The sequence below is a fragment of the Allobosea sp. GW823-FHT02B03 genome (assembly GCF_058797755.1).
This window is the reverse complement of the sequence record NZ_JBXAJY010000005.1, coordinates 381,669-400,247: the sequence shown is the minus strand read 5'-3', so window position 1 is coordinate 400,247 and position 18,579 is coordinate 381,669. Positions and strand designations below refer to the sequence as shown.

Sequence of the window (18,579 nt, the reverse complement as noted above, 5' to 3'; positions counted from 1 at the left end):
GAGATCGATGTCCGACGAGGCGCTCAGCGTGGCCGCACTTTACGCAACCGAGCAGGACAGGCTCCGGCGGCGGCTGATCGGGCGCGGCCTCAGCGCCCAGCAGGCGGCGGACGCCGTGCAGGAGCTTTTCCTGCGCCTGCTGCGGGCGCCGCGCGCCGAGCTTCGCGATCCCAGCGCCTATCTCAGCCGCGCCGCCGACAGCATCGCCATAGACCATTGGCGAAGAGAGCAGCGCAGCAGGCTGCTGTTCGCAGTCGAAGAACCGGATGCCCTGGCGATCCCGGACCCGGGCCCCTCCGCCGAAGCCCGGCTGGTCGAGCAGGAAAGGTTCGCGGATCTGGAGCAGGAGCTCGCCGCGCTGCCCCCGCGCAGCCGCGAGGTGCTGCTGCTGCACAAGTTCGAAGAGCTGAGCTACGCCGAGATCGCCCAGCGTCTCGGGATCTCACGCAACACCGTGATGGTCCATCTCGCCAACGCCATGCGCCTGCTGCGGCAGCGCGTGCGGGAGAAAAATTCCCCGGGCGCTAATTAGTTTTCCGTGCCGGATCGTCTAGAGAATCAGGACAGGGCCGAGATCGGCCAGATGGAGTTTTGGCGCGCGATGCGTCTGCGAAAACCGGCCTCGCGGCCCGGGCCGACCCGCTGATGGAACCGGTCCAGGCCGACACGATCGACGATGCCGCCATCGCCTGGTTCGTCCGACTGCGCGACGAGCAGGCCTCGGAGGCCGATCGCGCCGCCTTTGCCGCATGGCGAAGGGCGGACCCGGCGCATGAACGGGCCTGGCGCGAGCTCGAGGTGATCTGGGGCGCGCTGGACCAGCTGGCGCCGCCGAAGCTCGCAGGACCGGCCACAGTCGTCAGCGCTCCCCGGCGCCGGCCGCGGCCGCTCTGGCAACCGCTCGCCGCCGCCGCGATGCTGCTGCTCGCCGTCACGGCCAGCCTGCGCCTGCAGCCGCCGGGACTGTTCGCCGATCACCGAACCGCGATCGGCGAGCGCCGCACGATCGCGCTGGCCGATGGCTCGCGGGTCGAGCTCGGGCCGGGGAGTGCCATCGATGTCGAAATCGACGGCGCGCGTCGCGCGGTCAGGCTGGTTACCGGCGAGGCCTTCTTCAGCGTCGCAAGGGACGAGACGCGGCCATTCGTCGTCAGCGCCGGACAGGGGCAGATCGCGGTGCTCGGCACCGCCTTCGACGTCAAGATCGCGCCGAGCGAGAGGGTCTCGGTGGTGGTCACCGAGAGCAAGGTCGCAGTCAGCGCCGGCGGCGGGGCGGCGGTCGGCGTCAGCGCCGGCCAGGAGGTCAGCTATGACGGACGCGGCGTCTCGCCGGTCCGCATGGCCGACCTCGATGCCGCGCAGGCCTGGCGGCAGGACCAGATCGTCTTCCACGACGCCCCGCTCGACACCGTGCTGAGCGAGCTTGGTCGCTACCGGCGCGGCCATGTCCAGCTGCTCGGTGGCGAGCTCGGCAAGCGGCGCGTCACCGCGGTGTTCGACGCCAAGCGCCCCGATGCGGCGCTCGAGACCATCGCGCGCAATCTCGATCTGCGGCTGCTGCGCGCGACCGGCTATTTCGCCGCCCTCGTGGCCTGGTGAGAAAAATCCGCGCACCGGCCTAATTACTTTTCGCCACGCCAGCGTCTTCCCCAGCGAGGGAGCGCCACAGCGGCGCTCCGCAGGATTGCGGACGGGGACTTTGCCGACATGAACAACGCAACTTTGGCCGGCGGGCGCTTCCGGCGGTCGACGCTCGTCACGGCCCTGCTCGCCAGCTCCGCCCTCGCCTCGCTCCACTCCATCCCTGCGCTCGCCCAGACGCCCCCGGCCGCCAGCACGAGCATCTCCATCCCGGCGCAGCCGCTCTCCTCGGCGCTGATCGCCTTCTCGCGCCAGACCCGGATCGAGATCTTCGTGCCGTCCTCCCTCGCCGCCGGCAAGCGCTCGAGCGCGGTCTCGGGCGCAACCTCGCCGGAAGCGGCCTTGCAGCAGTTGCTCGCCGGCACGACCCTGACCTATCGCTTCACCGGCGCGCGCTCGGTGACGGTCGAGGCTCGGCGGGCGCCGGGCGCCGCCGGTGCGGCGCCGGCCGGCGCAATTGCGCTCGACGAGGTCGTGGTCGACGGCGCGGGGCTGCCACCGCCGACCGGAACGATCGGTCAGCCGCCCGTTCCCTATGCGGGTGGGCAGGTCGGAACCGGCACGAGGCTCGGCTTCTTCGGCAACCGCTCGGTGATGACGACGCCGTTCAACGTGACGGGCTATACCGACAAGCTGATGCGGGACCAGCAGGCCCGGTCGCTCGCCGACGTCGTGCAGAACGACCCGTCCGTGCGCAACGATGCTCCGGCGTTCAGCGAGCGCGATTCCTTCTTCATTCGCGGCTTCTCGGTCGTCAATCTCGACACCGCCTTTGACGGCCTCGCCTACATGGCCAATCCGCGCCGCAGCTTCGTCGAAGGCATCGAGCGCGTCGAGATCCTCAAGGGCCCGACCGCGCTGCTGAACGGCGGCGTCGCCCGGATCGGCGGCACGATCAATCTCATTCCCAAGCGCGCCTTCGACGAGCCCCTGACCCGCGTCACGACCACCTATCTCAGCGACTCGCAGCTCTGGACCCATCTCGACCTCGGCCGCCGCTTCGGCGCGTCGAAGGAATGGGGCGTCCGCTTCAACGGCTCCTACCGCCAGGGCAACACGGCGCTGGACAAGAACGACATCGAGGTCGGCAACGCCTCGCTCGGCCTCGACTACCGGGGCGACCGCTTCCGGGCCTCGCTGGACTTCGCGCACTCGACCCAGAACGTCACGGCCCCGACATCCCTGTTCAACGAGGTGGCGCCCGGCATCGTGATCCCCAAGGCCCCGAACGGCCGCAAGAACACCTCGAGCTCGCTCGAATACATCGACAGCCGGTACAACATGGTCGCCGGCCGGATGGAGTTCGACCTGCTCCCTGACACCACGATCTATGCCGCGGCCGGCGCCAGCCGCTATCGCGAGGACTTCCTGTCGTCGTACTACCGGATCACCAACTCGGATGGCCGGGCCACGAACAGCCTGACCATCATGCCACTGGAGCTGCAGGGCTTTTCGGGCGAGGTCGGCCTGCGCTCGAAATTCCAGACCGGGTTCATCCAGCACCAGTTCAACATCTCCGCCTCGCAGGCGGTCAACGAGAACTACTCGCGCGGCTTCTTCCCGGTCGCGCTGCCGAGCTTCCAAACCAATATCTATGCGCCGGTGCATCTGCCGCGCGGCTCGGTCAGCACGATCGGCTTCCCGAGGTCCAACCAGCAGCCGCTCTTCACGAGCCTCAATCTGCGCAGCATCGCGATCGCCGACACGATGTCGGTAGCCGGCGATCGGATCCAGCTCACGCTCGGCGGGCGCTATCAGGACATCGACCTGAAGAGCTACGTCACCCGTCCCGTCCCGACCCAGGGGGCGCTCGCCTCGACCTATCAGGAAGGACGCTTCAGCCCGGCGATCGCAGCGCTGGTGCGCCCGACCGACAAGCTCTCCGTCTATGCCAACTACATCGAGGGCCTGACCGAAGGGCCGAGCCCTCCGGCGAGAGCCGTCAACGCCAGCGAGGTGTTCGCGCCGGTCGTCAACAAGCAGACCGAGGTCGGCATCAAGTATGATTTCGGGACCGTCGCCATGACGGCCTCGCTCTTCGAGATCCGGCAGCCCAACGGCTTCACCGACCCGGCCACGAACCGCTTCTCGGTCAGCGGCCTCCAGGTCAATCGCGGTCTCGAACTCACCATGTTCGGCGAGCCATTGCAGGGCCTGCGGCTGCTCGGCGGCGTCACCTTCATGCATGCCGAGCTCGCCAGCACGGCAGGCGGCCTGCTCGATGGCAAGACCGCGCCGGGCATTCCGAGAACGGCGATCAATCTCTACGGCGAGTACGATCTTCCCTGGGTCCAGGGCCTCACCGTCACCGGCCGGATGATCTACACGAGCAGCATGTTCTACGACCAGGCCAACACGCAGTCGGTGCCTGACTGGACGCGGTTCGACATCGGCCTGCGCTATGCCTTCACCGGACCGGCCGGCAAGCCGGTGGTGGTCAGGGCCGGCGTCGAGAACGTGTTCGACGCCTCGTACTGGGCATCGGCCGCGCGTGGCTTCCTGGCCGTCGGCGCGCCCCGGACCTTCGTGGTCTCCGCCCAGGTCGACTTCTAGCTCCCGCCCGAAGCTCACCCGGAAGCCCAACGCCATGCTGCGCAGCGTCCTGCTTTGCCTAGCGCTCCTGCTCGCACCCGCCTCGGCGGGTGCGAAGCAGATTACCGACCTCGCCGGCAGGACGGTCACCGTTCCCGACAAGGTCGAGCGCCTCATCATCGGCGAGGGCCGCTATATTCCCGCCCTCGCCATTCTCGACAGGGACGACCCGGTCGGCCGCGTGGTCGGCATGATGGGCGATTACGAGAATGTCGACCCGGCGAGCTATGCCCGCTATCGCGAACGCTTCCCGGGCATCGCCGGCATTGCCCGGATCGGCCGTACCGCCAAGGAGAGCTTCAGCCTGGAGCAGGCGATCGCGCTCCGGCCGCAGGTCGCGATCTTCGGCATTGGCGGCCATGGTCCCGATACCCGTTCCGGCGAGGTGATCAGGGCTCTGGAGGCGACCGGCACCGTCATCCTCTTCATCGACTTCCGCAGCGACCCGCTGGCCAATACCCCGCGATCGATGGAGGTGCTCGGGCAGGCGCTCGGCCGCGAGCGCGAGGCGGCCGAATTCAACGCCGCCTGGCGGGCCGCGCTGGCGCAGGTCACGGAGCGGCTGGCGCAAGCGAAACCCGCTCCCGTCGGCGTCTTCGTCGAAAGCCGCGTCGGCCTCGATTCAAGCTGCTGCGAGACGATGACGCGCGGCATGATCGGCCGGTTCGTCACTGCGGCCGGCGGCGTCAACATCGCCGAGGCGATGGTGCCGGGCGAAGCCGGCACGGTCAGCCTCGAATGGCTCATCGCCAACCCGCCGCAGGTCTATATCGGCACGGCGATCGGCGATCTCGCCTCCGCCGGCTCGCGACCATGGCTCGCGCTCGGTGCCGGTGTGCCGGCGGGCGTGGCGCAGGAGAACCTGAAACGCTCGATGGCACGCCCCGGCATCGCCGAACTGCAGGCGATCCGCGATGGGCGAGCCCATGCCGTCTGGCATCATTTCTACAATTCGCCTTTCAATGTCGCGGCGGTGCAGGCTTTCGCCAAATGGCTGCACCCTGCCCTCTTCGCCGATCTCGACCCCGAGGGGCTGCTGCGCGAGCTGCATGCACGCTTCCAGCCCTTCCCGCTCGACGGCGTCTACTGGAGTTCGCTGCCATGACCGAAACGCCCAAGCCGACCCGCCCTGCCCTCGACGAATGGCATCTTTCCGTCGTCGAGGCCTTCGACATCGCCCCGCGCCTGCGCCGCGTCGTCTTCACGGCCGAAACGCTCGACCAACTCGACTACCGGCCCGGCCAGGCACTGATCCTGCGCATGCCGTTGCCGGGCGGCGAGACCGGCCGGCGCGACTACACCATTCGCTGGTTCGACCGGGAGGCGAAGCGGCTCGCCATCGATTTCGTCCTGCACGGGACGACGCCGGCGCCGAGCTGGGCAAAGGCGGCCCGCCCCGGCGACACGCTGCTCGCGCAGGGTCCGCGCGGGCGTAGCGTCGTAGCAGCGGGCGCCGACTGGCACCTGTTCTGCGTCGACGAGACCGGCCTGCCGGCGATGCTGCACATGCTCGAGACGATGCCCGCCGGCTCGGTCGTCCACGCCCTGATCGAGACCGCCTCGGCTCAGGACGAGATCGCGATCGAGACAGCGGCGGCACTCACCTGCCGCTGGCTCGCCCGCGATGGCATGGCACAGGGCCCGAATACGCTGGTACTGGACGCGCTGCGGTCGCTGGCGCTGCCGACCGGGCGCGGCCAAGCCTATCTGATGGGCGAGACGAGCAATGTCCGCTCCTGGCGGCACCACCTCGTCCAGGTGGGGCTGCCGAAGGCGAGCATCGCTTCGGAGGGCTACTGGCGGCCGGGGCGGATCGGCGGTCATGATCATGTCGACGACTAGGCCGTGCGTCGGGCGCGAGGCGCGCCGAGCGGTGTCGCCCCCCAAGCCTCGCGGAGAGGCTTGCAATAGGCTGCCGGCTGCAGTCCTGGCACGCATGGCGCCGGCCGGCGCGTCGCCTTTTGGCGCCGCAGGACACGAATCGAACATGTGACGCGAAACCGGGCGCCCCGCTCTCCTGCGGCTTGGCCGGCGCCCTTTTCAGCAATGCGATCCGCGCGTCCGCGACGAATGCCAGCAAACGTCCATGTGCCGGCGGCAGCACAAAAAGTGATCGCCCCCGCAGCGTGTCAAGCCGCCGATTGACCTAACATTGTGCTTATCGTTGCGCTGACGGGTTGGCCGAACAGCGAGAATCAATTGTATTGGGGGCAGCGAAACTGCTTTCGACAGATGCCCGTTTAACGCGAAGCGCCATGTAAGCTCCCGTTAACGAATATTAACGATGGTCAAGACATGACGGCACGCAACAACCGCTTCGCGCGACCATGACAGGTTGCCGGCAGCTGCCGACCGCTCTTGGTAACAGGCGCGCGTTACGGCGCACCCGACGAGCGGCTCTGGCAGCAGCGGCCGGCGTCGCGGCGATCCTCGCCGGCTGCGGCGAGCAGCGGCTTTCGGAAAGCGATCTGGTGTTCTCCACCCGCGCGGTGAACGTCGACCCGAGCCGGGCGATGGTCGTGCTTCCGCCCGGAGGCCCGCCCGCCGTCGCCGTCACGCAGCGCCAGTACGACAACGCCATCGCCCAGACGATCTCGCTCGCGACGCGCGGCCGCACGCCCGGCGAGAACACGATCCATGTGGCGTTCCTGACCTCGGCTGACCTTCCCGACGGCGAAGGCGTTGCCGGGAACCTGCTGAAGGAGCCCGGGCTCGACGACCACGTCCTCGCAGCGGAAATGGAGGAGCGCTTCCCCGGCGTGGCGATGTCGACCGCCGCCGTGTTCGTGCAGAACAAATACGGCCCCTTCGGCTATGCCTACGGCCGCGGCGTCGGCAACGATGGCTGCATCTATGTCTGGCAGCGCCTGATGCGCGGCGACAGCCTGTTTCGCCCCAAGACGGGTGCGGCGTCGATCCGCCTGCGCGTCTGCGAGCCGGGCGCGAGCGAAGCGTCGCTGCTGCGGCTCGCCTATGGCTACGCGCTCAACGCCTCGCTCGGGCGCAGCGGCTGGGATCCCATCGGGGAAGCGCCGGACCCGGCGCCGAATCTCGGCGAGGCAGGCGCGCCGATCTATCCGGCGCCGCAGCCCTCCTTCGATGATGTCATGGCGCCACGCACCACCGTGGTGCGGCCCCGGCCCCGGCCGGCACGCGTAGCCCCCCTGCGCGACGTAGCGCCCGCAGAGACTGCCGTTCCCGACCGCCCGCTCGAAGGCTACCCGACAGTGCCACCGCCGCCCTCACGCTGAGCAAGAAGTCCGTAGCATCTGATGCCAACCGCGATTTACGTCATCGTCTGGGCCGTCACGGCAGCGCTGGTCACGGCGCTGATCGCGCTGCCGATCAGCCTGCAGGCGCATCTGATCGCGGGTACCATCCTGGTCGGCGCGATGATCCTGCTGAAGCTGCTGCGCCCGCTCGGCGTCTGGCGGCTGATCGCGCTCGGCCTCGGGACAGCCGTCGTGCTGCGCTACGTCTATTGGCGGACCACCAGCACGCTGCCGCCGGTCAACCAGCTCGAGGACTTCATCCCCGGCGTCATCCTCTACGTCGCCGAGCTTTACAATATCGGCATGCTGTTCCTCAGCCTGTTCGTCGTCGCGATGCCGCTGCCCCGCCGCGCCACGCCGCCGATCGACCTTGCGAACGCCCCGACCGTCGACGTCTTCGTGCCGTCTTACAACGAGGATGCGGAGCTCTTGGCGACGACGCTCTCCGCAGCGCTCGCCATGGACTACCCGACCGGGAAACTGCAGGTCTATCTGCTCGACGACGGCGGCACCGACGAGAAGTGCGCCTCCGACAATTTCGCCGCCGCACATGCCGCCAAGGAGCGCCGGGCGACGCTGCAGAAGCTCTGCGAAGGGCTGGGCGTCACCTATCTCACGCGCGAGCGCAACCTCAACGCCAAGGCCGGCAACCTCAACAACGGCATCGCACATTCGCAGGGCGAGTTGATCGTCGTCTTCGACGCCGACCATGCCCCGGCGCGCAGCTTCCTGACCGAGACCGTCGGCTTCTTCGCCCGCGACCCGAAGCTCTTCCTGGTCCAGACCCCGCACTTCTTCATCAATCCCGACCCGCTCGAGCGCAATCTGAAGACCTTCAAGGAGATGCCGTCCGAGAACGAGATGTTCTACGGCATCATCCAGCGCGGGCTCGACAAGTGGAACTCCTCCTTCTTCTGCGGCTCGGCGGCGGTGCTGAGCCGCAAGGCGCTGCTGACCACCAACGGCTTCTCCGGGCGCTCGATCACCGAGGACGCCGAGACGGCGATCACTCTGCATGCCGCCGGCTGGAACAGCGTCTATGTCGACAAGCCCCTGATCGCCGGACTGCAGCCGGCGACCTTCACCAGCTTCATCGGCCAGCGCTCGCGCTGGGCCCAGGGGATGATGCAGATCCTGATCTATCATCGGCCGCTGCTGAAGCGCGGTCTCTCCCTGCCGCAACGGCTCTGCTACACCTCTACCGCCCTGTTCTGGCTGTTCCCCTTCGCGCGAATGATCTTCCTGATCTCGCCGCTGTTCTACCTCTTCTTCGGACTGCAGATTTTCGTCGCGACCGGTGGCGAGTTCATCGCCTACATCCTCGGCTACATGGTCGTGAACCTGATGATGCAGAACTACCTCTATGGCCGCTATCGCTGGCCGTGGATCTCCGAGCTCTACGAGTTCATCCAGTCGATCTATCTGCTGCCGGCCGTGATCTCGGTGATGCTCAATCCCAGCAAGCCGACCTTCAAGGTGACCGCCAAGAACGAATCCCTGGAGACGCGCCGCGTCTCCGAACTCGGCATGCCCTTCCTGATCATCTTCATCGTCCTGACGCTCGGCGTCGTCGCCCAGTACTGGCGGACCATCGCCGAGCCCTACAATGCCGACACGACCCTGGTCGTCGGCCTGTGGAACATGATGAACCTGCTCATGGCCGGATGTGCCCTCGGCGTCGTCTCCGAACGGCCGGAGGGGCGCGCCGCGCGGCGCTTCGCCGTGAAGCGGCGGGGCGAGATAACGCTGAACGGGGACGCCATGCCGATGGTCACCGAGAACGCCTCGGTCGACGGTATCGCGATCCGGATCGGCGCGGCACCGGCCACCAAGCCCACGGTCGGGGACCAGGCGCTGATCTCGTTCGAGACCACGCTCGCCATGCCGCGCGGCACGCTGCCGATCAGGGTCAAGCGCATCGAGCAGGACCCGCAGGGACTGATGCTCGGCTGCCGCTACGAGCCGTCCGAGCCGCTGCACAGCCGGATGATCGCCGATCTCGCCTTTTCCGACGCGGAGCGCTGGAGCCGGTTCCAGAAGGCGCGGCGCAACAATATCGGCGTGGTCCGCGGCACGACCCGCTTCCTGCGGATCGCGCTCTTTCAGACCAGTCGTGGCCTGTCCTATTTCCTCGGCCTTTACCGGCTGGGCAAGGTCGCCTCCAAGCCGAGTGCCGCGGAATGACGGCGCACCGTCCACCCCTTCTGCTTCGTGGCCTGGCCGTTGCGCTGGCCATGGCGACGGCGCCCGCCCTCGCCCAGCAACCGAGCACTGGGACCAATCCGCCGCCCCCCTTCATGATCGCTCCGGGGACGGCACCTGCGGCTCCGGCGCTGACGCCGGCCGCGCCTCCCCCGATGGCCAGCAAGCCGGCGGCAGCCCCGGCTCCCGCCGCCGGTCCCGGTTTCAAGCCGCTCCTGCCGGCGGCACGCGTGACGCTGGAAGGCGAGGCCGACACGCGCAGCTGGGCCTTCTACCTGACGGAGGAAGAGGCGAATTCCGACCTCGCCCTCGACATCGCCTTCCAGAATGCGCTGGTCGTCATGCCGGAAGCCTCGCGCCTGACGGTCCGGGTCAATGGCGAGCGCGTGGTCGAGACGCCTGTCGCCTCATCCGATCGCATGGCGCGCCTGTCGACCAATCTGCGCAAGGGCCTGCTCCGGCCCGGGCAGAACACGATCCGCTTCGAGGCGATCCAGCGCCATCGGACCGATTGCTCGGTCGCATCGACCTATGAGCTCTGGACCCGCATCGACGGTGCCGGAACGAAGCTGAGCTTCCGATCCCCGGGCGCGGCCGAACTGCGCCTGCGCAGCATCGACGACCTGCCCGCGATCGGCGCCGACGAGGCCGGTCAGACCACGATCCGCATCGTCGCGCCCGGCGCTTCGAGCGCTGCGGCAGCGAACATGATTTTCGCTGTGTCGCAGGCCACGGCGCTGCGCGGACGCTACGGCCAGGCGGTGGTGCAGGTCTCGGAACGGGCGCCCGGCCGCGCGAGGCCGGGCACGCTGACCATCGTCCTCGCGACGACTGCGGAACTGCCGGAACTCCTGACACGAGTGCCGGAGGAGGCGAAGGCACGCAGCTTCGTCGGTTTCATTTCCGACGCGCGCCTCGGCCCGTCCACCCTCCTGGTCACGGGGGCGAGCTGGCCGGACATCGAGAACGTGGTCGCCACGCTGCTCACGGCGCCGGTTTCCCGGCCGACCAACCTCAACCGCCGCATGATGGACACGTCGAGCTGGCATCTGCCCGACGCGCCCTTCCTGTCGGAGGCGCGCGCGCTGCGCTTCTCCGAGCTCGGCATCGCCAGCCAGGAATCCTCCGCCCGGCGCCTGCGGACCCGCGCCGTCGTCGCCTTTCCGGGCGATTTCTATGCCGCCGCCTATGGCGAGGCGACACTCTATCTCGACGCCGCCTATTCCGCCGACGTGCTGCCGGGCGACAGCCATATCGAGGTCTTCGTCAACGGCAACGTCGCCGCGACCGTTCCCTTGAATGCGACGACCGGCGGGCTGTTCCAGCAGTTCCCGATCACCCTGCCGCTCCGGCATTTCCGACCGGGCATCAACGAGATCTGGTTCGAGGCGGTGACGCTCACCAGCTCCGACCTGTCCTGCGGTCCGGGGGCGACCCTGCCGGGCCGGAATCGGTTCGCGCTGTTCGACACGACGAGCCTCTCCTTCCCGGACTTCGCCAAGATCGGCGTGCAGCCCAATCTCGCCGCCGTCGCCGGAACGGGCTTCCCCTATTCGCTGGCGACGCGCACGCCTTTGATCCTCGGCCGTCACGACACCGCCAATTACGGGGCCGCTGCGACCCTGCTGGCCCGGCTGGCCCAGCGCGCCGCGCGGCCGCTCGCCGTCGACGCCCTGACCAGCGTCTCGACCGTGAGCGACCAGCCGGCCCTGATCGTTGGCGCTGCGAGCCAGCTGCCGCCCGGCCTCCTGCCTCGCGTCGGGGTGTCGGAGACCGTCAGGACCACCTGGCCGACCCGAGCCGATGCCGTGGTCGTCGCGCCGGAGAACGATGCCGGCGCCGTCTTCGACGCGGTGATCAACCGCTTCCAGGGCCAGAAGGGACCGGCCGTCGCCGAGAACACGCAACCGACGACCGACGCGCTGCGCGATCGCTGGCGCAGTTCGCTGGGGGGGCCGCTCGCCCGCTACTTCGTCGCCTTCGACCAGTGGCTGCAGCGCAACTTCCATCTCTCCTTCGCCCAGCTGCGCATCCCGTCCTCCAACGAGGCTCTCTACGAGCCCGCGGATGGCACGGACCTGATCGCTGCGCAGGCCGTGGAGCCTGCCAGCAAGCAGGTCTGGACCGCCTTCGTCGCGCGCCGCGAAGAGACGCTGGAGGCGACGATCGCCCGTCTCGTCACGCCTGGGAACTGGGCCAATCTCGCCGGACGGGTCACGGCGTTTCGCGGCACCCAGGACGTTCACGTCGTCGCAGCGAACGATCCCAATTTCGTCATGACGCGCAGCTTCTCGCTGACGAACATGCGGCTCATCCTCGCCAACTGGCTCTCGGACAATATCGGCGCCTATGCGCTGGCCCTGCTCGCCGCCTGCATCGCCCTCGGCATCTCGACCTCGCTGATGCTCGGCCGTCTGGGGCAGAAGCCATGAGGCGCTCTCCCATGAAACGGCTGCTCGGAGCCCTCGCAGCGATCATGCTCGCCTTCGTCCCGACGGTGCAGGCTGCCCTGCCGCTCGAAGCCTGGGAGCTCTACCGACAGAAATTCGTCATGGAGGACGGGCGCGTCGTCGATGACGTGAACGGCGCGATCAGCCACAGCGAAAGCCAGGGCTACGGCCTCCTGCTCGCCTGTCTCGCTGGAGACCGCACGAGCTTTGCCCGCATCCTCGCCTTCACCCGCACCGAGCTGCTGATCCGCGATGACGGGCTCGCCGCCTGGCGCTGGGACCCGAACGCGACCCCGCGCGTCACCGACGTCAACAACGCGACCGATGGCGACCTGCTGATCGCCTATGCGCTGAACTGCGCCGGCACAGCCTGGGCGATGCCGGGCTACACCAACGCTGCGCGTCAGCTGGCGCGGAACATTGCGAAGACGACGTTCCTGGCGCGCGGCAGCGAGACCTGGCTGATGCCAGCCGCGAGCGGTTTCTCCGAAAAGGACCGCGCCGACGGCCCGGTGATCAACCCGTCATACTGGGTCTTCGAGGCCCTGCCGGTGATGGCGCGGCTGACCGGCGACAATAGCTGGCTCAAGGTCCAGGCGACCGGGCTCAAGCTGCTCGACACGCTCGCCAAGGCGAACATGCCCGCCCCCGAATGGATGTCGGTCAAGGCCGAGCCGCGGCCGGCAGACGGCTTCCCGGCGCAGTTCGGCTATAACGCGATGCGCGTCCCGCTCTATCTCCTGCGGGCGGGCCTCGCCGAGCCGGCACGCCTTGCGCCCTTCCGCGAAGCCTGGGCCAACGGCCCTGCGATCATCGATGTCCGGACCAGGAAGGTCGTCGAGGAGCTCTCGGATCCGGGCTACCGCATCCTCGTCGCAGCCATAGCCTGCGCCATCGACGGGACCGCGATCCCGCAGGAACTGAAATCGTTCCAGCCGACGGCCTATTACCCCTCCACCCTGCATCTGCTGACCCTGGCGATGCTGAGCGAGAGGTACGCCCGATGCATGTGAAGGCAATCCTGCTCGCGGCGGTGGCATCGGGCGCGCTGTTCTACGGCCTCGGCCGCTACGGACAGGGCGTTGAGCTGCCGGCAGTGAGCCAGCCCGGCACGCCCGGCGCCCTGGCGCTGGAGCAGCCGCACGCGGAGACGGGCGAGGCGAGATCGGAGCTTGCCCAGGCGCAGCAGCCGGGGAACCAGCCCCCCGGGACGCGCCAGGGCCAGCCTCAGGCCCCGGTGGACGAGAGCGCACTGCGCTATTTCGCCAACCAGGGCGATACGCGGCGCTTTGAGGCGGAACTCGCCCGCCTGCGGGCGCTCTATCCGCAATGGCGGCCGCCGACCGACCTCAACACGCCGATCCCGGCCGGCGACCCTGAGCTCGAGCGGATGTGGAAGCTCTTCGCCGAGGGCAAGCTCAGCGAGGTCCGTGCCGCGATCGCCCAGCGCGCCACCAAAGAGACCGGCTGGAGCGCACCGGCCGACCTCGTCCAGCAGCTCGACCAGGCCGAGGCCGGGATTCGCTTGGTCAACGCCTCCAATGCCCGGCAATGGGAACAGGTGATCAGGATCGGCACCGAGACGCCTGCCCTGCTCACCTGCGCCAATGTCGATGCGCTCTGGCGTGTCGCCGAGGCCTTCGTGCGGACCGAGCGCATGGACCGGGCGCGCGACGCCTATTCCTATGTCCTCGCCAATTGCGACAAGGCCGATGAGCGGCTCGGTACGATGCAGAAGGCGCTGGGAACCCTGCCGGACGAGCAGATCAGTGCCCTGCTGGCGCTGGAGAAGCAGAACGAATTCACGAGCATCCGCGACGAGCTCGCCCGCCGCCGCATCGGCCGGGCGTCCGAAGACCCGAAGCTGGTGGTGAGCGCCGACGACCTGCGCCGGCTCGAGACGCTCGCCAATGCCGACACGACGCCGGGCGACCCGATCCTGCTCGGCTTCTACGCCCTGCACCATGGCGAACCGGCCAAGGCGTCTGACTGGTTCCGGATGGCGCTCGCCCGCAATGGCGGAGCCAAGGCGGCGGAGGGCGCGGTGCTCGCCTTCGCGGCCAGCGGAAAGTACCAGGAAGCCGAGGCGCTCGGCTCGCAATGGCTGGAGGCAGGCCAACCCAACCGCAAGGCCTATCTCGACGCCCTGACGGCGCTGCTGACGCAGGAGCCACCGCCGCGCCTGGAGCCGGCCGTGCTGGCGCGCATCGTCAAGACGGTCAGCGGCGACCGCTATGCGCTCGGAGCCGCGGCGCTCGGCTGGTATGCCTATAATTCCGGCCAGATCGTGCCGGCCGAGACCTGGTTCGAGACCGCCCTGGCCTGGGACAAGGCGCATGAGCCGGCGGCCTTCGGACTTGCGCTGTCACGCCAGCGACTGCGCGACACGGCGGGCCTCCAGGCGATCGTCGCCGAATGGCGCGGACGCTCGCAACGCATCGCCGATATTCTCGATCCGCGCCGGCGTGCCCTGCGCTCCCGCGAGCCGGCACCGCCGCGCGAGGTGCGGAGCATGCCGACGGCGCCCGAACACGAACTGGTGGAACGTGCTCCAGCGGAACGGATTTCTCCCGTTCCGCCGCGGGCATCCGTGCAGGCAGAACGCCGCGTCACCAGAAGCGAGCCTGTCGAAGACTATATCCCCGTCGAGCGTCCGCCCGCCATCCGCGAAGCGGCGCGCGCAACCAGCCCTGGCAGCTGCGGCAGCGGCAATTCGGGTGCAGCGGCGCTTGCGCGCGGCTGGTGCCTGCTCAATCTCAAGCGCCCGGCTTCCGCCATGCAGGCCTTCGAGGCGGCGATGCGGACCGGCACCGGCCAGGTCGCCGCCGACGCAGCAGCAGGCAAAGCCTATGCAGCCATCCAGCAGGGACTGACCACCGAGGCGAGCGCGGCTGCGGCCTCCGCCGCCTTGCCGCCTGCCCGGCGGCGCGAGCTCCAGGCCCTGCTCCTCGCCGAACGCTTCTATGCGCAGTACGAAGCGAAGAACTACAATGCGGCGCTGATCACGCTGGGCGAGCGCGCGAAATATGCGCCGGAAACCACCGATCTGATGCTGATGCGCGGCTGGTCCTATTTCAACTCAGGCCGTTACTGGGATGCGCGCAAGGTCTTCAGCGCGCTCTACAAGATCGACAGGTCGCCCAAGGCTCTTGCCGGACTGAGCGCGATCGACGACGCGACCCGCAGGAACCGCTACTAGATCGGCGCTCGCCCGGCCGCTCGGGCCGGCAGCCTGCGCGGCGGCCTCAGACCAGGGCGATCGCTGGCCGCCGCCGTCAGCTCTTGTGCTTTCCGCCGCCGGGGCCATTGCCTTCGCTGGCCAGTTCCACGCGGGCGCGCTTCATGGCTTCGCGGGCGTCGGCGTCGAGCTTCGGGAATTGCGGGTCGAGTTCCTCGAGCTTGTCGGCGACAGCGGCCGCCACGACCAGGCGGCTGAACCATTTGTTGTCCGCCGGCACGACATACCAGGGGGCGTGCTTGGCGGCGGTGCCGGCGATCGCCTCCTCATAGGCGTTCATATAGTCCGGCCAGTGCTTGCGCTCGGCGAGGTCGCCGGCATCGAACTTCCAGTTCTTGTCGGGCTCGTCGATGCGCTCGAGCAGGCGGCGGCGCTGCTCGCCTTTCGAGACGTGCAGGAAGAACTTCAGGACAACCGTGCCGTTGCGCGCGAGATGGCGCTCGAAATCGCGGATGCTGTCGAAGCGCTCCTCCCAGATGTCGTCCTTGACCAGCGCTGGCGGCAGGTTCTGCTTCGCCAGGATCGCCGGATGGACGCGGGCGACCAGCACCTCCTCGTAATAGGAGCGGTTGAAGATGCCGATATGACCGCGCTGCGGCAGGGCGCAGGTCGTGCGCCAGAGGAAGTCATGGCGCAATTCGACCGTGCTCGGCGCCTTGAACGAGGTCACCTCGCAGCCCTGCGGATTGATGCCGGACATCACATGCTCGATCATGCCGTCCTTCCCGGCGGCATCCATGGCCTGCAGCACGATGAGCACGGACCAGCGCCCCTCGGCATAGAGGCGCTCCTGCAAGGCGTGGAGGCGCTTGGTCCCGCTCGCGAGCAGTTCCTTCGCATCGTCCTTGTCGATATCGAGGCCCGCAGTGTCGTTGGGGTCGATGTCGGCGAGCTTGAAGCCCTTCCCGTCCGTGATCCGAAAACGCTTGATCAGGTCGTCTTTCAGCATCGTCATCGCTCCGGTGGACACACAGCCTTCCAGTCGGCCTCGATGTCGATGACGACCCAGCCTTCGGCTCGGCCCCGGCGGGGCCTCGCCGAACTTAGCGGCATGCGGTCCGTGGTCATAGGCCCATCAGGGTTGCCCCACGCGCGAGGTGCCGGAGCAGGCTATCCCTCGCCGGCGGCGACCGCGCGTGCCACCGCGACGAAGCGCCGAAGCACCGGTGTCTCGCGATCAAGTGGCCAGGCGGCGACGAGTTCCGAGACCGTCGAATCCAGCCCCTTCAGGGACCGGTAGACCACGTTCTCAAGATTGAGACGCGACACCGATTGCGGCACCAGCGCGACGCCGATGCCGCCGGCGACCAGGCCGATCATGGTATGGATCTGGTGGACCTCCTGCGCCACCTGGGGCTCGAAGCCGGCGCGGCGGAAGGCGGCACGGAAACGGCCCTCGACATAGCGGCGCTTGCCCGGCGGGGTCATGATGAAACGCTCCTCGCGCAGCGCGGTCAACGGCACCGCCTCGAGCTGAGTTAGCCGGTGGCCGGCCGGCAGCGCCACCACATAGTTTTCGCGGAACAGGGGCAGCGTGCCGAGGCCCGGCTCGCTGAACATCGGCCGCAGCAGGCCGACATCGATCCGGCCGGAGCGCAGAGCCTCTACCTGCTCCTTGGTGACCATCTCCTGCAGGACCAGCGAGACTTCCGGCAATTCCCGGCTGAGCCTGGAGACCAGCACCGGCAGGATATTGAAGGGACAGGCCTCGACGAAGCCGATGGTCAGCCGGCCGATCTGGCCCTGCGCCGCGCGGCGCGCGCCCGCCACCGCCAGATCGAGCTGGCGCAGGATCGCCAGCGCGTCGTTCTGGAAGTTCCGGCCGGCATCGGTCAGTGCGACGCGGCGCTTGGTGCGCTCGAACAGCTTCACCTCAAGCGTCTCTTCGAGCTTGGCGATCTGCTGGCTCAGCGCGGGCTGGGTCACGCCGAGGCGCGCCGCCGCCCGGACGAAATGCAGCTCCTCGGCGAGGGTGACGAAAAAACTGAGCAGTCTCTGGTCCATGCCGCGACCCTAGCCGTAAAACTAATAAGCAAAACTAATTTCTTGATCGCCGATTATTGGCTCAGTCTTGAATTCGTATGCGCGCGGCCGGCAGAGCCGCCGCTTGGCGTGGCGCGATTGGGAGTCTCGGGGATGATGGGCATGAAGCAGAAGGACGTGTTTCTCCGCCTTGCGAGCTGGACGGCGGCGCTCGCGGTCGTGCCCGCCCTGTTCTCGGCTTCCGCCACGGCTCAGACGGCTTGGCCGAGCAAGACGATGCGGATCGTCGTGCCCTACCCGGCCGGCGGCAATGTCGACCTGCTCGGGCGGCTGATCGGGCCGAAGCTGAGCGAGGCGCTCGGCCAGACCATCGTCATCGACAACAAGCCCGGCGCCGCGGGCGCCATCGGCGCCACCGATGCGGCCCGCTCGGAACCCGACGGCCATACCCTGCTGATCGGCGACATCGCGACCCATGCGATCACCCCTGCCTTGCAGGACAAGCTGCCCTACAACCCGCTCACCGACTTCGCTCCGGTGATGCGGCTGACCTCGGTCTCGCTGCTGCTGGTGATCAATCCGAAGAACCCGGCCAAGGACCTGGCGGCGCTGCTCGCCGATGCCAAGGCCAATCCGGAGAAGGTCACCTACGCTTCGGCCGGCGTCGGCACGCCGCAGCAGCTCGCCTTCGAGCTGCTGAAGGAGAAGACCGGCATCAAGGCGACCCATGTGCCCTATCGCGGCTCGGCTCCGGCGATCAACGACGTCATCGCCGGCCATGTCACCGCGATGATCGACGGGACCGCCGTGCCGATGGCGCGCGAGGGCACGCTGCGCGCGCTCGCCGTGACCGGAGCGAAGCGCTCGGCCGCCATGCCTGACGTTCCGACCGTCGCCGAGGCCGGCGTGCCCGGCTATGAGTTCGCCTCCTGGCATGGCGTCTTCGTGCCGGCCGGCACGCCGCCGGCCGTGGTCGAGCGGCTGAATGCCGAGCTCAACAAGATCGTCGCCGACCCGGCCGTGCGCGAGCGCATGGCCGCGCTCAACATCGAGCTCGTCGGCGGCACCTCCGCGGCCTTCGGCGATTTCATCAAGGCCGAATCCGGCAAGATCGCGGAGCTCGTCCGCATCTCCGGCGCTAAGGCTAACTGAGCCTGGCCATGCAGAACGTCTCCGGCGATCAGGCAGGCAATCCAGCGGC

At 68.3% G+C, this 18,579-nt stretch carries 13 protein-coding genes; 11 read left to right on the top strand and 2 right to left on the bottom strand.

The genetic code is table 11. The features are described 5' to 3' along the window. Positions 1 to 7 precede the first annotated feature (7 nt). The 10 genes from AC1REK_RS18970 (at position 8) to AC1REK_RS18925 (ending at position 15,356) form a co-directional block, all read left to right on the top strand. Positions 8 to 532 carry an RNA polymerase sigma factor gene (locus AC1REK_RS18970; protein ID WP_327523098.1) on the top strand — a complete coding sequence of 175 codons (525 nt, stop codon included), beginning with the start codon at positions 8 to 10 and terminating at the stop codon, positions 530 to 532. Between the two features lie 113 nt (positions 533 to 645). After that, positions 646 to 1,599 carry a FecR family protein gene (locus AC1REK_RS18965; protein WP_492268856.1) on the top strand — a complete coding sequence of 318 codons (954 nt, stop codon included), beginning with the start codon at positions 646 to 648 and terminating at the stop codon, positions 1,597 to 1,599. Positions 1,600 to 1,707: 108 nt separating this feature from the next. Continuing rightward, positions 1,708 to 4,194, top strand: a complete 2,487-nt coding sequence (locus tag AC1REK_RS18960; RefSeq protein ID WP_492268857.1) for a TonB-dependent siderophore receptor — start codon at positions 1,708 to 1,710, stop codon at positions 4,192 to 4,194. A 34-nt stretch (positions 4,195 to 4,228) separates the two neighbouring features. Continuing rightward, positions 4,229 to 5,338, top strand: coding sequence for an ABC transporter substrate-binding protein (locus AC1REK_RS18955; RefSeq protein WP_492268858.1), 1,110 nt, complete (start codon positions 4,229 to 4,231; stop codon positions 5,336 to 5,338). Continuing rightward, positions 5,335 to 6,075: a siderophore-interacting protein gene (locus tag AC1REK_RS18950; RefSeq protein ID WP_492268859.1), complete on the top strand. Its 741-nt coding sequence runs from the start codon at positions 5,335 to 5,337 to the stop codon at positions 6,073 to 6,075. The genes AC1REK_RS18955 and AC1REK_RS18950 overlap by 4 nt, the downstream gene beginning before the upstream one ends. Positions 6,076 to 6,704: 629 nt before the next feature. Further along, positions 6,705 to 7,484 (top strand): cellulose biosynthesis protein BcsN, encoded by a 780-nt coding sequence (gene bcsN, locus AC1REK_RS18945; RefSeq protein ID WP_492268860.1) that lies wholly within the window; start codon positions 6,705 to 6,707, stop codon positions 7,482 to 7,484. A gap of 21 nt (positions 7,485 to 7,505) precedes the next feature. Further along, the gene (gene bcsA, locus AC1REK_RS18940) at positions 7,506 to 9,689 is read left to right on the top strand and encodes a UDP-forming cellulose synthase catalytic subunit (RefSeq protein ID WP_492268861.1); all 2,184 of its coding nucleotides are present in this window, start codon (positions 7,506 to 7,508) and stop codon (positions 9,687 to 9,689) included. A gap of 50 nt (positions 9,690 to 9,739) precedes the next feature. Then, complete coding sequence (locus AC1REK_RS18935) at positions 9,740 to 12,139, top strand: cellulose biosynthesis cyclic di-GMP-binding regulatory protein BcsB (protein ID WP_492268862.1); 2,400 nt, start codon at positions 9,740 to 9,742, stop codon at positions 12,137 to 12,139. Positions 12,140 to 12,150: 11 nt separating this feature from the next. After that, positions 12,151 to 13,170 carry a family 8 glycosyl hydrolase gene (locus AC1REK_RS18930; protein WP_492268863.1) on the top strand — a complete coding sequence of 340 codons (1,020 nt, stop codon included), beginning with the start codon at positions 12,151 to 12,153 and terminating at the stop codon, positions 13,168 to 13,170. Next, the gene (locus AC1REK_RS18925) at positions 13,161 to 15,356 is read left to right on the top strand and encodes a hypothetical protein (RefSeq protein ID WP_492268864.1); all 2,196 of its coding nucleotides are present in this window, start codon (positions 13,161 to 13,163) and stop codon (positions 15,354 to 15,356) included. Before AC1REK_RS18930 ends, AC1REK_RS18925 begins: the two co-directional genes overlap by 10 nt. Positions 15,357 to 15,432: 76 nt before the next feature. Here AC1REK_RS18925 and AC1REK_RS18920 read toward each other — a convergent pair whose 3' ends face one another. Both AC1REK_RS18920 and AC1REK_RS18915 read right to left on the bottom strand, forming a co-directional pair. Then, entirely contained in the window at positions 15,433 to 16,344 is a 912-nt protein-coding gene (locus tag AC1REK_RS18920) for a polyphosphate kinase 2 family protein (RefSeq protein ID WP_492268865.1), read from the bottom strand. Between the two features lie 161 nt (positions 16,345 to 16,505). Further along, positions 16,506 to 17,399 (bottom strand): LysR family transcriptional regulator, encoded by an 894-nt coding sequence (locus AC1REK_RS18915; protein ID WP_492268866.1) that lies wholly within the window; start codon positions 17,397 to 17,399, stop codon positions 16,506 to 16,508. 141 nt (positions 17,400 to 17,540) lie between these two features. On the opposite strand from AC1REK_RS18915, the gene AC1REK_RS18910 reads away from it, so the two are divergent. Next, the gene (locus tag AC1REK_RS18910) at positions 17,541 to 18,530 is read left to right on the top strand and encodes a Bug family tripartite tricarboxylate transporter substrate binding protein (RefSeq protein ID WP_492268867.1); all 990 of its coding nucleotides are present in this window, start codon (positions 17,541 to 17,543) and stop codon (positions 18,528 to 18,530) included. Positions 18,531 to 18,579 lie beyond the last annotated feature (49 nt).

Coding starts and splice junctions, on each gene's coding strand:
- AC1REK_RS18930 (WP_492268863.1), top strand. CDS start 12,151: ATGAAACGGCTGCTCGGAGCCCTCGCAGCGATCATGCTCGCCTTCGTC.
- AC1REK_RS18965 (WP_492268856.1), top strand. CDS start 646: ATGGAACCGGTCCAGGCCGACACGATCGACGATGCCGCCATCGCCTGG.
- AC1REK_RS18935 (WP_492268862.1), top strand. CDS start 9,740: ATGGCGACGGCGCCCGCCCTCGCCCAGCAACCGAGCACTGGGACCAAT.
- AC1REK_RS18955 (WP_492268858.1), top strand. CDS start 4,229: ATGCTGCGCAGCGTCCTGCTTTGCCTAGCGCTCCTGCTCGCACCCGCC.
- AC1REK_RS18915 (WP_492268866.1), bottom strand. CDS start 17,399: ATGGACCAGAGACTGCTCAGTTTTTTCGTCACCCTCGCCGAGGAGCTG.
- bcsA (WP_492268861.1), top strand. CDS start 7,506: ATGCCAACCGCGATTTACGTCATCGTCTGGGCCGTCACGGCAGCGCTG.
- AC1REK_RS18960 (WP_492268857.1), top strand. CDS start 1,708: ATGAACAACGCAACTTTGGCCGGCGGGCGCTTCCGGCGGTCGACGCTC.
- AC1REK_RS18925 (WP_492268864.1), top strand. CDS start 13,161: ATGCATGTGAAGGCAATCCTGCTCGCGGCGGTGGCATCGGGCGCGCTG.
- AC1REK_RS18970 (WP_327523098.1), top strand. CDS start 8: ATGTCCGACGAGGCGCTCAGCGTGGCCGCACTTTACGCAACCGAGCAG.
- AC1REK_RS18910 (WP_492268867.1), top strand. CDS start 17,541: ATGAAGCAGAAGGACGTGTTTCTCCGCCTTGCGAGCTGGACGGCGGCG.
- AC1REK_RS18950 (WP_492268859.1), top strand. CDS start 5,335: ATGACCGAAACGCCCAAGCCGACCCGCCCTGCCCTCGACGAATGGCAT.
- AC1REK_RS18920 (WP_492268865.1), bottom strand. CDS start 16,344: ATGCTGAAAGACGACCTGATCAAGCGTTTTCGGATCACGGACGGGAAG.